The sequence below is a fragment of the Halorubrum distributum JCM 10118 genome (assembly GCF_000337335.1).
Lineage (GTDB): Archaea > Halobacteriota > Halobacteria > Halobacteriales > Haloferacaceae > Halorubrum > Halorubrum distributum.
Genome location: NZ_AOJN01000051.1, coordinates 45282 through 58366, shown reverse-complemented (window position 1 = coordinate 58366; position 13085 = coordinate 45282). Strand labels below are relative to the sequence as shown.

Below are 13085 nucleotides of genomic sequence, written 5' to 3'. Positions count from 1 at the left end.
GGTCGCGGGCGCGCGCCTCCTCGCGGTCCCCGCGGGCGACGACGAGAGCGCGGGCGGCGAACCCCGCCTGTCCGACGGCGAGCCGGTCGACCGCGAGACCGTCGTTCCGGCGTCGCTGGCGGCCGACCTGGACCGGTACGCGACGAGCGAGGGGCTCGACGAGGACGACCCGTACGTCGACGTCTCGCCCCGGCGCGTCCAGATGATCGTGAGCGAGACCGCGGCGCGGGCGGCCGGCCTCACCGACGCCGCGCTCGACGAGCGGGTCACCCCCAGCGCCCTCCGAAAGACGTTCGCGCGGCGGCAGCTCGTCGACCGCGGCGTCGATCCGCGCGCGGTCCGCGACGCCGGCGGCTGGGAGTCGCTCGGCACGCTCGACCCGTACCTCGACCCGCTCGACGGAGAGGCCCTCGCGGCCGCTATCGCCGGCGACGAGGGGACCGCTGACCCGTCGGCGGAACGGGCGACGCGGACCGTCCTCCCGGGGTTCGAGGCGCTCGCGGACCCGGGGTCAGCGGCCCCCCCGGCTGCCGTCGCCTCCGGGCTGATCGAGGCGGACCGCTGGGCCGAGGCGTGGGTCGTCCGCCGGGCGGTCGGCGGGGAGCGGGCCGACGTGGCCACGGCGGCGGGCGTCGACCGGGAGACGCTCGCGGACCGCGGCGTGACCGCCGGCGGCCCCTGGTTGGACGCCATCACGGACGGCGCGCCCGCCGCGACCGACGGCCGTCAGGGGACCGCGGGACGGCCCGCCGTCGCGGTTCCCGCGGCCTACGAGGGCGTGGTCCACGGCGCGCTCTGCGTCGTCGCGGCCGACGGCGACCCGGTCGGCGAGCCCGAACGCCGAGCGCTCGCCGCCCTCGGGGGCTGTCTCGGCCGCGCGATCACCGCCGACCGGTGGCGGGAGCTGCTCCACTCCGACGCGGTCACGGAGGTCGAGTTCCACACGACCGACGAACGCGCGTTCCTCGCCCGCGCGAGCGAGCGACTGGGCTGCCGGATCGAACTGGCGTCGACCGTCGACGTCGACGACGACGTCTCCCGGGCGTACCTCTCCGTCGACGGGGCCCGCCCGCAGGACGTCGCGGCGGTCGTCGAGTCGGCGCCGGGCGTCTCCGACTTCCGGGTGATTGAGACCGGCGAGGACGGCTGTTCGGCGTCGGTCCGCCTCGCGGACGGGTCGCTCGTCAGGGCGCTCATCGACCACGGCGCGACCGTGCGCGACGCGTCGGCCGCCGACGGCCGGGTCCGCGTCGTCGCTGACTTCCCCGAGGGGACGAACGTCCGCCCCGTCGCGGACGGGCTCCGCGACCGGTTCGCGGACGTCAGGCTCGCGAGCAAGGAGTCGGTCGCGCGTTCGCCGCGAACGGAGTCGTCGCTGCGTGACGGGGTCGCCGACAGGTTCACCGACCGCCAGTGGGCCGCGCTGTCGGCGGCGTACCACGGCGGCTACTTCGACTGGCCGCGGGGGAGCACGGCCGAGGAGGTGGCCGACGCGATGGGCGTCTCGTCGCCGACGTTCCACAACCACCTTCGCAAGGCGCAGCGCGCCCTCCTCGACGGCGTCTTCGAAGACGACGCGGACCGACCGATTCGGGATGGCGACGAGCGGGCGACCTCGCCCGGCGGGTGACCGGCCGAATCGCTGGGACGCGGCGGGGTCGTCGCTCCCACGGGACCCTCGTCGCCCGCTGAGACACCAGCGCCGGGCCGGAGAGAGTCTATCACGATTTTTCGTATTTAGCGTCAGCGTTTATATGGCGATATTGGTTGGGTACGACCGTACCATGACAGAGGGAGACGGCCAACTGGAAGCGAGACTCGCGGAACAGGAGGTATTCGAGCCGTCGGAGTCGTTCGTCGAGCAGGCGAACGTCTCCGACCCGGAGATATACGAGGAGTTCGAGGAGAACTGGCCCGAGTGCTGGGAGACGGCCGCCGACCTGCTGGAGTGGGAAACCGACTACGACCAGGTGCTCGACGACAGCAACCCGCCGTTCTACGAGTGGTTCACGGGCGGCGAGCTGAACGCGTCGGCGAACTGCCTCGACCGACACCTCGACGAGCGCGGCGACGAGGCCGCCATCGAGTGGGTCGGCGAGCCGGTCGACGAGGACGACCGCACGTACACGTACGAGGAGCTCCACCGCGAGGTGAACGAGTTCGCGGCCGCCCTCCGGGAGCAGGGCGTCGAGGAGGACGACGTCGTCACGATGTACATGCCGATGATCCCGGAGCTGCCGATCGCGATGCTGGCGTGTGCGCGCATCGGCGCGCCTCACAGCGTCGTGTTCGCCGGGTTCTCGGCCGACGCACTGGCGACGCGGATGAACGCCGCGGACTCCGAGTACCTCGTCACCTGCGACGGCTACTACCGCCGCGGCGACCCGCTCGACCACCTCGACAAGGCGAACGAGGGGCTCGCGGGCGTCGACCACGACACGACCACGGTGGTCGTCGACCGGCTCGGGCCGAACGGCGACGGCTTCGGCCACGACCTCGGCGACGACCAGATCGACTACGGCGACCTCGTCGCGGAACACGAGGGCGCCGAGGTCGAGCCGGTCACGCGCGACGCCGAGGACATGCTGTTCCTGATGTACACCTCGGGGACGACCGGGAAGCCGAAGGGCGTGAAACACACGACCGGCGGCTACCTCTCGTGGGTGTCGTGGACCTCGCAGTCGGTCCTCGACATCAAGCCGGATGACACGTACTTCTGTTCGGCCGACATCGGCTGGATCACGGGGCACTCGTACATCGTCTACGGGCCGCTCTCGCTCGGCACGACGACGATGATGTACGAGGGGACGCCGGACCACCCGGAGCGCGACCGCCTCTGGGAGATCGTCGAGGAGCACGAGGCGACCCAGCTGTACACCGCTCCGACCGCGATTCGGGCGTTTATGAAGTGGGGCTCGAAGTTCCCGGACCGCCACGACCTCTCCTCGCTGCGGCTGCTCGGCACGGTCGGCGAGCCGATCAACCCCCGCGCGTGGAAGTGGTACTACCAGCACATCGGCGACGAGGAGTGTCCCGTCGTCGACACGTGGTGGCAGACCGAGACCGGCGGGATGATGGTGACGACGCTGCCCGGCGTCAAGGACATGAAGCCCGGCGCCGCGGGGCCGCCGCTGCCGGGGCTCGACGTCCAGATCCTCGACACGCTCGGCGACGAGGTAGAGCCCGGAAAGGCCGGCTACCTCACGGTACAGAAGCCGTGGCCCGGCATGCTCCGGACGCTGTACAACAACGACGAGCGCTACATCGAGGAGTACTGGGCGGAGTACTCCGACACCGACAGCGACGACCCCGACGACTGGGTGTACTTCCCGGAGGACGGGGCGAAGATCGACGACGACGGCTACATCACCGTCCTCGGCCGCGTGGACGACGTGCTCAACGTCTCCGGCCACCGGCTGGGGACGATGGAGATCGAGTCGGCGATCGTCGGCGTCGAGGGCGTCGCCGAGGCCGCGGTCGTCGGCGGCAACCACGACATCAAAGGCGAGGCGGTGTACACCTACGTCACCACCGAGGACGGCTACGAGGGCAACGAGGAGCTCCGCGAGACGATCGTCGCGGCCGTCGAGGACGCCATCGGCCCGATCGCCCGGCCCGAGCAGGTCGTGTTCACGCCCGACCTGCCGAAGACCCGGTCCGGGAAGATCATGCGCCGCCTGCTGGAGAACATCGCCGACGGCGAGGAGCTCGGGAACACGAGCACGCTGCGGAACCCCGAGATCGTCGAGGAGATCCAAGAGAAGGCCGACGCCGAGTAGCGCTCGGCGAGCCGTTTTCAGCTGTTCCACTCACGACCACACCGGACCACACGACGATAATCATCACGAAAAAACGAGACAAACGATTCCCAACACACGACAAAACATGACAGATAATACCTCACGCGAACGAGACGACGCGGTCACCGATAGTGGCCGCGAAACTGACGACGCGGCCACCGACGGGGGGCGCGCAGCGAACGACGCGGCCACCGACGGGGGGCGCGCAACGAACGACGCGGCCACCGACGGCGGCGTCGCCTCCTCGGGAGCCGCACAGACGCACAACAATACCGACTACCTCGGAGCGGAGGTGAACATCCTGAATCCGAGCACGCCGTACATGCGCGATCACCTGCGAATCGTGTGGTCCGGGTTCGCCATTTGGGTCCTCGCGGTGTGGGGGCCGGTGACCCTGACGCGGATCGCTCCCGGTCCGATGACGCAGTCGATGCCGATCCTTCAGTTCCCGCTCCACTACTTCCTCGTCGCGTTCGGCGCGCCGACCAGCGCGCTGATCTTAGCGTTCTGGTACTCGCGCAAGCGGGACGCGCTCGACGAGAAGTACGGTATCGAGCACGGCACGGCTGACGTCGCGACCGACGGAGGGTCCGACGAATGACGGCGAGTTCGATCCTCCTCCAGAGCGACCTCCTTCCGGAGGCGCTCGACATCTCGTTCAAGCTGGGACCGGCGCTCCTCGTGATCGGGATGTTGGGGCTGTTCCTCACGATCGGCTTCGTCTTCCGCGTGGCCGACACCGACGACATGTGGGTGGCGGGCCGGTCCATCGGGAACGTCGAGAACGGGATGGCGATCGGGGCCAACTGGATGTCCGCGGCGTCCTATCTCGGGATGGCGGCCTCGATCGCGCTGGCCGGATTCTACGGGCTCGTGTTCGTTGTCGGCTGGACGACGGGCTACTTCATCCTGCTCATCTTCCTCGCCGCGCAGCTGCGTCGGTTCGGGAAGTACACGGCGCCGGACTTCGTCGGCGACCGATTCAACTCCGACACCGCGCGCGCCATCGCGGCGGTGACGACGTTCCTCATCGGCTTCGTCTACGCCATCGGGCAGGCGAAGGGGATGGCCTTGGTCGGCCTGTACATCTTCGGTAACTACGGGGGCCTCATCCCCGGCCTCGACGGGTACCAGGTGATGGTCGTCGCCATGATGGTCGTCACCGTCGGCTACCTGACGCTGTCCGGGATGCTGGGCGCCACGAAGAACCAGGCGGTCCAGTACGTCATCCTCATCCTCGCGTTCGTCGTGGGGCTGTTCGTCGTCGGCTACACGAACGGTTACTCCACGGTGCTGCCGCAGCTCGAGTACGGCGCGCTGATCAGCCAGCTCGGCAGCGAGTTCTCCGAGCCGTTCGCCGGGTCGAGCTACTACCTCTGGGTCGCGACGACGTTCTCGCTCATCGTCGGCACCTGCGGGCTCCCGCACGTGCTCGTCCGGTTCTACACGGTCGAGAGCGAGCGGACGGCCCGCTGGTCGACGGTCTGGGGGCTGTTCTTCATCTGCATCCTCTACTGGAGCGCTCCCGCGTTCGCGGCGTTCGGGACCGACCTCTACTCGCAGAACGTCGGCGCGACGTACGGTGACCCCGGGATGACTGGGGCAGCCAGCGAGGTCATCGTCGTGCTGGCGGCGCAGCTGTCCGGACTCCCGTCCTGGTTCGTCGGCATCGTCGCGGCGGGCGGTATCGCTGCCGCCATCGCGACGGTCGCCGGGCTGTTCATCGCCGGCTCGTCGGCGATCAGCCACGACATCTACACGAACATCATCAACGAGGACGCGACGCAGCGCCAGCAGATCCTCGTCGGCCGCCTCTCGATCGTCGCGCTGGGCGCGCTGACGACGCTGGCGGCGCTCAACCCCGCGTCCTCGATCGCCGCGCTCGTCGGGTACGCGTTCTCGCTCGCCGGCTCCGTGCTGTTCCCGATGTTCTTCCTCGGCATGTGGTGGGAGAACGCGAACCGGCAGGGCGCGCTCGCGGGCATGACGACCGGGCTGACGCTCTGGTCGATCCCGATGATCAACCAGATCGTCCCGACGTACATCGGCTCCCTCGATGCGCCGCTGTCGGCCGGGCTCGCGACGTGGATGCCCGCCATCGGTTCGGCGCTCATCACGCTCCCGATCGTGTTCGTCGTCACCATCGCCGTCTCGATGGCCACCGACGAGCCGTCGCTGGAGACGAAGCGGATCGTCCGGCAGTGTCACAGCCCCGAACCGATGGGCCAGCAGGAGACCGCCGAAGACGTCGTCGCCGACGGCGGCGAGGACGTGGCGACCGACGGTGGCCGCGCAATGGACGACGAAACCACGGAGGAAGCGGAGTAATCCATGTACGACCGAATACTCGTTCCCACTGACGGCAGCGACGTCGCGGAGGCCGCTGTCGACCACGCGCTCGACCTCGCGGAGAAGTACGACGCCGAGGTCCACGCGCTGTACGTGGTCGACATCGACTCCGTGAACTTCAGCCTCGGCACCGAGCAGGTCGACCGGCTCAAGCAGGGCCGGTTCGACGAGATGGGCGAGCTGAAAGAGCAGGCCGACGAGGCGACCGGGGTGGTCGCCGCGCGCGGCGACGAACGCGGCGTCGATATCGTCGAACACGTCTCGGGCGGCCGACCGCACAAGGTGATCGGCGACTACGCCGAGGACAACGACATCGACCTCATCGTGATGGGGAGTCACGGCCGTGCCGGCGTGCGCCGCGCGCTGCTGGGCAGCGTCACGGAGCGCACCCTGCGCTCGACGCACGTCCCGATCCTCGTCGTCGACTACCTCGACGAGGACTGAGGTCGCGGTCCGACGGAGGCTCCCCCGGCCGCTCCGCGGCCGACCTCCTCGCGGCCCGCGAACCGCTTCATCGCGCGCTCGACACCGCGCGATTCCGCAACACCGACGTACCCCCTCTTCCACACTCAGTTCATGCCCGACTCGGACGCCCCGGAGACGCCTGACGACCAGCCGACCGACCCGAGCGTCGCCGACCGCGCCCGGCACGTGCTCAGCGAGAACGGCACCGGGATGCTCCAGGACCTGCTGTTCGCGCTCGTGTGGGTGGGGCTCGCGTCCTCGCTGTACAACGTCGCCTTCTCGACGGCCCCGCAGTGGGTGCTGTACATGTTCATGCTCGCGGGGATTCCGGCGTACTTCGGCTTCTTCGTCTCGCTGGAGATGGCCAAGGAGCGCAGCGCGCGCTGACGGACGTTTTTGGATCGGGAGTCGCCCCGGCGCTCACCCGGCGAGATCGCGAATATCGGAGACGTCGAGCAGGCGGTCGTCCGGGTCCAGCGCGGCGCGGTACGTCGCCCGCGCGACGGTGTCGGCGGAGAGCGGCCGCGCCTCGCCGAGCCGTGACGCGAGCGGCGGCGCGCTCGCGACGAACCGGAGGACGCGGTCGACGACGCCGGGGAGGTGCGGCTGTCCCGCTCCGTAGACGGGACCCGGGCGGAGGGTGACCACGTCGAGGTCGAGGTCGGCGATGGACGCCTCGGCGCGGCGCTTGGCCGTCAGGTAGGCGTTTCGAATACCGGGCGGCTTCGCCGCCGCCGAGAGGAAGACGAACGCGTCGACGCCGGCGCGTTCCGCCTCCAGCGACGTGAGGAGGGCCGCGTCCCCGTTGACGCGCTCGAAGGTGACCCCCTCCGTCGGCGCCTCGGTGAGCGTCCCGACCGAGTGGACTACGGCGTCGACGCCGTCGAGGCGGTCGCGCCACGCGTTCGGGCGGAAGAGGTCGGCGCTCGTCCACGAGACGGCGTCCGCCCATGCCTCGTCGACGTCGGGGCGGCCGCTCCGCGAGACGCTTCGGACCTCGTGGCCGTCGCGGACCGCGAACCGACAGACGTCGCGTCCGATGAAGCCGCTGCCGCCGACGACGAGGAGGGTCGACATGTGCCGGCGTACGCGCCGCGTCGTCTTGGGGCTTCGGGACCGCCGGCGGGGGAGAAATCGCGCCGCGCTCAGCGCCGCAGGAAGCCGAGGAGCCTGTAGTCGCCGTCGGGGTCGTACCGGCGGAACAGGAGGCTGTTCGTCAGCACCGACACCGAGGAGAACGCCATCGCCCCGGCCGCGAGGACGGGCTGAAGCAGCCCGAGCGACGCCAGCGGGATCATCGCCGTGTTGTAGCCGAGCGCCCACACGAGGTTCTGTTTGATCTTCTGGAGCGTCGCGTCGGAGACGCGGATCGCCTTCACGACGTCGAGCGGGTCGTCGCGCATCAGCGTCACGTCGGCGGCCTCGATGGCCACGTCGGTCCCGGAGCCGATGGCGGTGCCGACGTACGCGACCGCGAGCGCCGGCGCGTCGTTGACGCCGTCGCCGACCATCATCGCCCGGCGACCGTCGGCCTGGATCTCCTCGACCGCGTCGGACTTGTCCTCGGGGAGGACGCCGGCGCGGACGTTGTCGGGGTCGATTCCGACTCGCTCGGCGACCGCGCGGGCCGTGCGCTCGTTGTCCCCCGTGATCATCATCACGTCGATACCGCGGTCCCGGAGCTGACTCACCGCCTCTTTCGCGCTCGGTTTCACCGTGTCGGCGTCGGCGACGACGCCCATGAGCTCGCCCCCGTCCGCGCCGTCTCGAATCCGGGCGACGAGCATCGCCGTCTTCCCCTCGCTCTCGAGGCGTTCCATCGTCTCAGCGGCGGGCGAGGGGTCGATCCCGCTGTCGCGCAGCAGCTTCCGGTTCCCGACCAGTACCCGGTCGCCCCCCACGGTCGCTCTCACCCCGTGGCCGGGGACGTTCTCGAACGATTCGGGGTCAGCGAGGTCGAGGCCGCGCGCCTCGGCGCCGTCGACGATCGCCTGAGCGAGCGGGTGTTCGCTGCCGCGCTCCGCGCTCGCGGCGAGCCGGAGTACCTCGTCCTCGTCGGCCCGCGCGTCGGTCGCGGCGTCGTCGCCGGCGGCCGTGGCGTCGTCGCCGGTCACCGCCGCGTCCTCGCCCTCGGCGACCGCTCCGCCGTCGGGGACGCGCTCGTTGCCGAGCGCGACCACGTCCGTGAGCTCCATCTCGCCTTCCGTGAGCGTTCCCGTCTTGTCGAACACCACGGTGTCGACGTCCTTCGCGCGTTCGAGCACGTCGCCGCCCTTGAACAGGACGCCGTGTTGCGCGCCGATGGTGGTCCCGACCATCGTCGCGGCCGGCGTCGCGAGGCCGAGCGCGCAGGGACACGCGATCAGGACCGAGGAGGCGAAGACGACGATCGCGAACTCGAACACCGATACCGACCCGCCGACCGGGGCGGGCCCGCCCGCGACCTGGCCCCACAGCGGGAGCCGGTCGACGAAGCCGGCGAGCGCTTCGGGGAAGGCGAACCAGAGGATCCCCCACAGCAGCGCGTTCGCGATGACCGCCGGCACGAAGTACGCGGAGATGCGGTCAGCGAGGTTCTGGATGTCGGGTTGGCGGGACTGCGCCTCCTTCACCGTCTGGACGATCTGCTGGAGCGCGGTGTCCGCACCGACCTTCGTCGCCTCGACGACGAGGAGCCCGTTCTCGTTGATGGTGGAGCCGACGACCTCGTCGCCCTCCGACTTCTCGACGGGGACCGACTCGCCCGTCACCATCGACTCGTCGACGGCGGACTGCCCACCGACGACGACGCCGTCGGTCGGAACCTGCTCGCCGGGGCGGACCTTCATCCGGTCGCCGACCGCGACCTCGTCGATCGGGACCTCGCGTTCGGTCCCGTCCCCGTCGACGAGGGTCGCGGTGTCGGCCTCCATCTCGAGGAGCTTCCGGAGCGCCTCTCCGGCCTGCCCCTTCGAGCGGGCCTCGAGGTAGTTGCCGAGGGTGATGAAGACGAGGATGAGCGCCGCCGTGTCGAAGTAGACGCTCCCGGCGACCACGTCGAGGAGGACGGCGACGGAGTAGACGTACGCCGTCGTCGACCCAAGGGCGATCAGCACGTCCATGTTGGCGCGCCCGTTCGTGACGAGCGCCTTGTAGGAGTTCACGTAGAACGGGCGACCGAGCACGACCTGGACCGGCGTCGCGAGCGCGGCCGCGACCCAGTGGATCCCGACGCCGAAGACCCGGTCGGGCACGACCGCCCCCCCGAGGAGGAGGTTGTCGACGAGGAAGAAGAGCAGCGGCGCGGACAGCGCGGCCCCGAACAGCGTCAGCCGGCGCTGCTTTCGTATCTCGGCGTTCCGAGCCGCGTCGCGCGCGCTCTCGCCGGAGCCCTCCCCCTCTCCGTCGGCGCCCTCGCCGTCCGCGCCCTCGTCCTCTCGGACGGGAGAGTAGCCCGCGTCCTCGACGGCGTCGTACAGCGCCGACAGCGAGGTCTCGGCGGGGTTGTACCGCACCTGTGCCTCGTCGGTCGCGTAGTTCACGTCGGCGTCGACGACGCCGGGCACGGACGCTAACGCGTCGCGATTGGCGTCCGCGCAGTTCGCGCACGTCATGTCGGTGATCGCGACGGTCGCCGTCTCCGAGACCGCGCCGTAGCCGGCGTCCTCGATCGCGTCGTAGATCGCCGCGAGCGACGTCGCCTCCGGGTCGTACTCGACCGTCGCCTCGTCGGTGGCGTAGTTCGCGTCCGCACGCGAGACGCCGTCTATCGACTCCACGGCGTCGCCGACGCTCGCCGAGCAGTTGGCGCAGCTCATCCCCGTGATGTCGAGGTGGGTGGTTCTGGTGTTCATCTTGGGTACTACTACGGGATACACCCTTAGTGCGTTTTCCCCTTCGAAACCAAAGCTCTCGGCCGTCGGTATCTTCGGATCGAAAGCGTTCTCGGGCCGAGTCCTCCGACGGAAAAACGACGGGCGCGAAATCGGTCGGACCGCCTCGTCTCCGTCCGCGATCCGAGCCCCCGGCCCGAGTCACCGAAACGCGCCGAAGAAAGACTATAGGAAGCGGCGCCTCGTACCCACGACATGGCCCGTTTGGAGCGACTCAGGGTGTATCCGGTGAAGGGGTTAGACGGGGTCGACGTCGAGGGCGTCCGGGTCCTCGACGGCGGGACGCTGAAACGGGACCGCGAGTTCGCGCTGTTCGACGCCGACGGCGACGTCGTCAACGGGAAGCGGACCGACCGGGTCCACGACCTCGCGACCGGCTTCGACACCGAGTCGGGCACGCTCCGAGTCGAGACGCCCGACGGGACCGTCCGACGGTTCGACCTGGACGGGGAGCCCGCCCGCGCCGCCGAGTGGTTCGGCGACTTCTTCGACGCGGACCTACGGTTCCGGCGCGACGAGTCGCTCGGGTTCGTCGACCGCCGCGAGATGGGCCCCTCCGTCGTCAGCACGGCGACGCTGGAGGCGGTCGCCTCGTGGTTCGACGGGATGACCGTCGAGGGGGCACGTCGCCGTCTCCGGGCGAACGTCGAGGTTTCGGGCGTCCCGGCGTTCTGGGAGGACCGGTTCGTCGGCGACGGGGCGCCGGCGTTCGAGATAGCCGGCGTCCGCGTCGAGGGCGTGACGCCCTGCGGTCGGTGCGTCGTCCCCGAGCGCGACCCCGACACCGGCGAGCCGACGCCGGAGTTCCGCGAGCGGTTCGTCCGGCGGCGGGAGGAGACGTTCCCCGAGTGGGCCGACGAGGACGCGTTCGACCACTACTACACCGTGATGACCATCGCGCGGATAGCCGAGCGCGACCGCGGCCAGACGCTCCGCGTCGGCGACGAGGTCACGGTCCGCGAGTGAGCGCGCGGCCTCGTCGGTCGCACGCGCTCGGTCCAGCACCGAGAATCCCTTCGCGAGCGGCGAACACGCCCGAGAGAGCGCACGTGGCGGCGATCAGCCCCGGCACGCAACACTTATCACCACGTCGGGAGACTGTTAGGGTGCGATGGCGACAGGCAAGGTCGACTTCTTCAACGACACCGGCGGCTACGGATTCATCGAGACTGACGACGCTGACGAGGACGTGTTCTTCCACATGGAAGACGTCGGCGGCCCGGACCTCGAAGAGGGACAGGAGGTAGAGTTCGAGATCGAGGAGGCGGACAAGGGTCCGCGCGCGACGAACCTCACTCGGCTGTAGCTCGGTCGCGGCATCCGCTACCGACGAACTCGGATAGCTCTCGAAACGCGTTCCGCGTATATTATCACCGCGAGCGACGGCGCCGTCGTTTTGGTCGCGGAGCCGGGATCGGCACGCATGGAGGCAGACGATTCCGACGCCGCCGACGACGTTCTCGACGCCGCCGGCGACGTTCTCGACGACGACGCGCGCGACCTCGAGGCGTTCGTCGCCGAGAACCTCGACCGCTACGCCGAGACGCAGGGCGTCCTCCCGGAGCGGCTCGACGAGTTCGGCGAGCGGTACCGCTCGCAGGGGCACCTGACGCGGGATCAGCTGTACGAGATCGCCTACGAGTCGTCCACGCGGAGCGCGTACCACGTCGAGAAGAACCCCGAGGCTCGGTGTCGGGAGGTGACGCGCAACGCGCGCGCCGTCGACGGCGACTTCTCGTCGATCCACCTGCTCACCGGGCTCGCCGGGTTCAAAGCGGCGACCGCGTCGTGCGTGCTGGCTGCGCTCGACGGCGACCGACACGCGGTCGTCGACACTCGCGTCTGGGCGTCCTTAGAGCGGCTCGGCTACCTCGACGGCCGGAAGGAGAGCTTCGACGCCGCCGACTACGTCGCGATGATCGGGCCTCTCCGCGAGATCGCCGACCGGACCGGCTCCCGCGCGGTCGACGTGGGGTACGCGCTGTTCGCGCACGACGCGCACGTCCGGGAGGGGACGCTCCATTAACGCGTCCGACGGACCGACGCCGTATCGCGGGCGGATCTCGGTGCGGTCGGGCCTCGGAGCGGGCGCTCCGACCGAGACGGCGCCGGAAGCCGGATTTTCAAGTCGGTCCGGTGAGACGCGCGTGACATGGTCTCTCGCAGACGATTTCTCCGAGCCGGGGCGGCGGGCGCGCTCGCGGCCCTCGCGGGGTGTTCGGCGGTCCCGGCTCCGCGCCCGAAGCTAGACCTCTCCGTGAGTAACGCGCGAGACGCCGCCGTCGACCTCGACGTGCGGTTCTTCCGACCGAACGTCACGGAGCGGAGCGAGGCGCTCGCCTACCGAAACAGCGTCGAGGTCCCGCCGGACACGGGGTCGGACGACCCGTGGACCGACGAGGACATCGTCTCGGACCGGCCGTACCGGATCGAGATCGAAGGCCGGAGCGCCCGGAGTTCGCGTCACTACCACTACCGACCGGACTGTTCCGACGAGGACCCGTACGATATCGGCGTCCTAGTCCGCTTCAACCCGGACGGCGGCGTCGCCTTCTCGCAGACCACGTGCTCGTCCGACGCGCCATTCCTGTGAAGCGCG

The 13085-nt window shown here is 70.0% G+C and carries 12 protein-coding genes; 10 read left to right on the top strand and 2 right to left on the bottom strand.

All coding sequences use genetic code 11. The features are described 5' to 3' along the window. The 6 genes from C466_RS11510 to C466_RS11485 all read left to right on the top strand — a co-directional run. Positions 1-1630, top strand: a 1630-nt coding sequence (locus tag C466_RS11510) for a bacterio-opsin activator domain-containing protein (RefSeq protein WP_004599805.1), incomplete at its 5' end; no start/stop codon positions are given. A gap of 154 nt (positions 1631-1784) precedes the next feature. Next, positions 1785-3779, top strand: a complete 1995-nt coding sequence (gene acs, locus C466_RS11505) for an acetate--CoA ligase (RefSeq protein WP_004595814.1) — start codon at positions 1785-1787, stop codon at positions 3777-3779. Between the two features lie 106 nt (positions 3780-3885). Next, the gene (locus C466_RS11500; RefSeq protein WP_004595815.1) at positions 3886-4401 is read left to right on the top strand and encodes a DUF4212 domain-containing protein; all 516 of its coding nucleotides are present in this window, start codon (positions 3886-3888) and stop codon (positions 4399-4401) included. After that, complete coding sequence (locus C466_RS11495; protein WP_004595816.1) at positions 4398-6128, top strand: VC_2705 family sodium/solute symporter; 1731 nt, start codon at positions 4398-4400, stop codon at positions 6126-6128. The genes C466_RS11500 and C466_RS11495 overlap by 4 nt, the downstream gene beginning before the upstream one ends. A gap of 3 nt (positions 6129-6131) precedes the next feature. After that, positions 6132-6593: a universal stress protein gene (locus C466_RS11490; protein ID WP_004595817.1), complete on the top strand. Its 462-nt coding sequence runs from the start codon at positions 6132-6134 to the stop codon at positions 6591-6593. Positions 6594-6725: 132 nt separating this feature from the next. Beyond that, positions 6726-7001: a hypothetical protein gene (locus tag C466_RS11485; RefSeq protein WP_004595818.1), complete on the top strand. Its 276-nt coding sequence runs from the start codon at positions 6726-6728 to the stop codon at positions 6999-7001. A gap of 33 nt (positions 7002-7034) precedes the next feature. Here the strand turns inward: C466_RS11485 and C466_RS11480 are convergent, their stop codons facing one another. After that, positions 7035-7691: an NAD-dependent epimerase/dehydratase family protein gene (locus C466_RS11480; RefSeq protein ID WP_004595819.1), complete on the bottom strand. Its 657-nt coding sequence runs from the start codon at positions 7689-7691 to the stop codon at positions 7035-7037. A 68-nt stretch (positions 7692-7759) separates the two neighbouring features. Further along, complete coding sequence (locus C466_RS11475) at positions 7760-10447, bottom strand: heavy metal translocating P-type ATPase (RefSeq protein WP_004595820.1); 2688 nt, start codon at positions 10445-10447, stop codon at positions 7760-7762. A 234-nt stretch (positions 10448-10681) separates the two neighbouring features. Here C466_RS11475 and C466_RS11470 point away from each other — a divergent pair, with 234 nt between their 5' ends. The 4 genes from C466_RS11470 (at position 10682) to C466_RS11455 (ending at position 13079) form a co-directional block, all read left to right on the top strand. After that, a complete protein-coding gene (locus C466_RS11470; RefSeq protein ID WP_049897452.1) occupies positions 10682-11452 on the top strand; it encodes an MOSC domain-containing protein in 771 nt (256 codons plus the stop codon). Positions 11453-11597: 145 nt separating this feature from the next. Next, positions 11598-11792, top strand: a complete 195-nt coding sequence (locus tag C466_RS11465) for a cold-shock protein (protein ID WP_004045866.1) — start codon at positions 11598-11600, stop codon at positions 11790-11792. Between the two features lie 117 nt (positions 11793-11909). Beyond that, positions 11910-12512, top strand: coding sequence for a hypothetical protein (locus C466_RS11460; protein ID WP_004595822.1), 603 nt, complete (start codon positions 11910-11912; stop codon positions 12510-12512). A 231-nt stretch (positions 12513-12743) separates the two neighbouring features. Further along, on the top strand, positions 12744-13079 hold the full coding sequence (locus C466_RS11455; RefSeq protein WP_004599804.1) for a hypothetical protein: 336 nt from the start codon (positions 12744-12746) through the stop codon (positions 13077-13079). The last annotated feature ends 6 nt before the right edge of the window (positions 13080-13085 follow it).

Excerpts from the sequence above, each read along its gene's own strand:
- C466_RS11485 (WP_004595818.1), top strand. The coding sequence starts at position 6,726 with ATGCCCGACTCGGACGCCCCGGAGACGCCTGACGACCAGCCGACCGAC.
- C466_RS11480 (WP_004595819.1), bottom strand. The coding sequence starts at position 7,691 with ATGTCGACCCTCCTCGTCGTCGGCGGCAGCGGCTTCATCGGACGCGAC.
- C466_RS11495 (WP_004595816.1), top strand. The coding sequence starts at position 4,398 with ATGACGGCGAGTTCGATCCTCCTCCAGAGCGACCTCCTTCCGGAGGCG.
- C466_RS11470 (WP_049897452.1), top strand. The coding sequence starts at position 10,682 with ATGGCCCGTTTGGAGCGACTCAGGGTGTATCCGGTGAAGGGGTTAGAC.
- C466_RS11465 (WP_004045866.1), top strand. The coding sequence starts at position 11,598 with ATGGCGACAGGCAAGGTCGACTTCTTCAACGACACCGGCGGCTACGGA.
- C466_RS11460 (WP_004595822.1), top strand. The coding sequence starts at position 11,910 with ATGGAGGCAGACGATTCCGACGCCGCCGACGACGTTCTCGACGCCGCC.
- C466_RS11475 (WP_004595820.1), bottom strand. The coding sequence starts at position 10,447 with ATGAACACCAGAACCACCCACCTCGACATCACGGGGATGAGCTGCGCC.
- C466_RS11490 (WP_004595817.1), top strand. The coding sequence starts at position 6,132 with ATGTACGACCGAATACTCGTTCCCACTGACGGCAGCGACGTCGCGGAG.
- acs (WP_004595814.1), top strand. The coding sequence starts at position 1,785 with ATGACAGAGGGAGACGGCCAACTGGAAGCGAGACTCGCGGAACAGGAG.
- C466_RS11500 (WP_004595815.1), top strand. The coding sequence starts at position 3,886 with ATGACAGATAATACCTCACGCGAACGAGACGACGCGGTCACCGATAGT.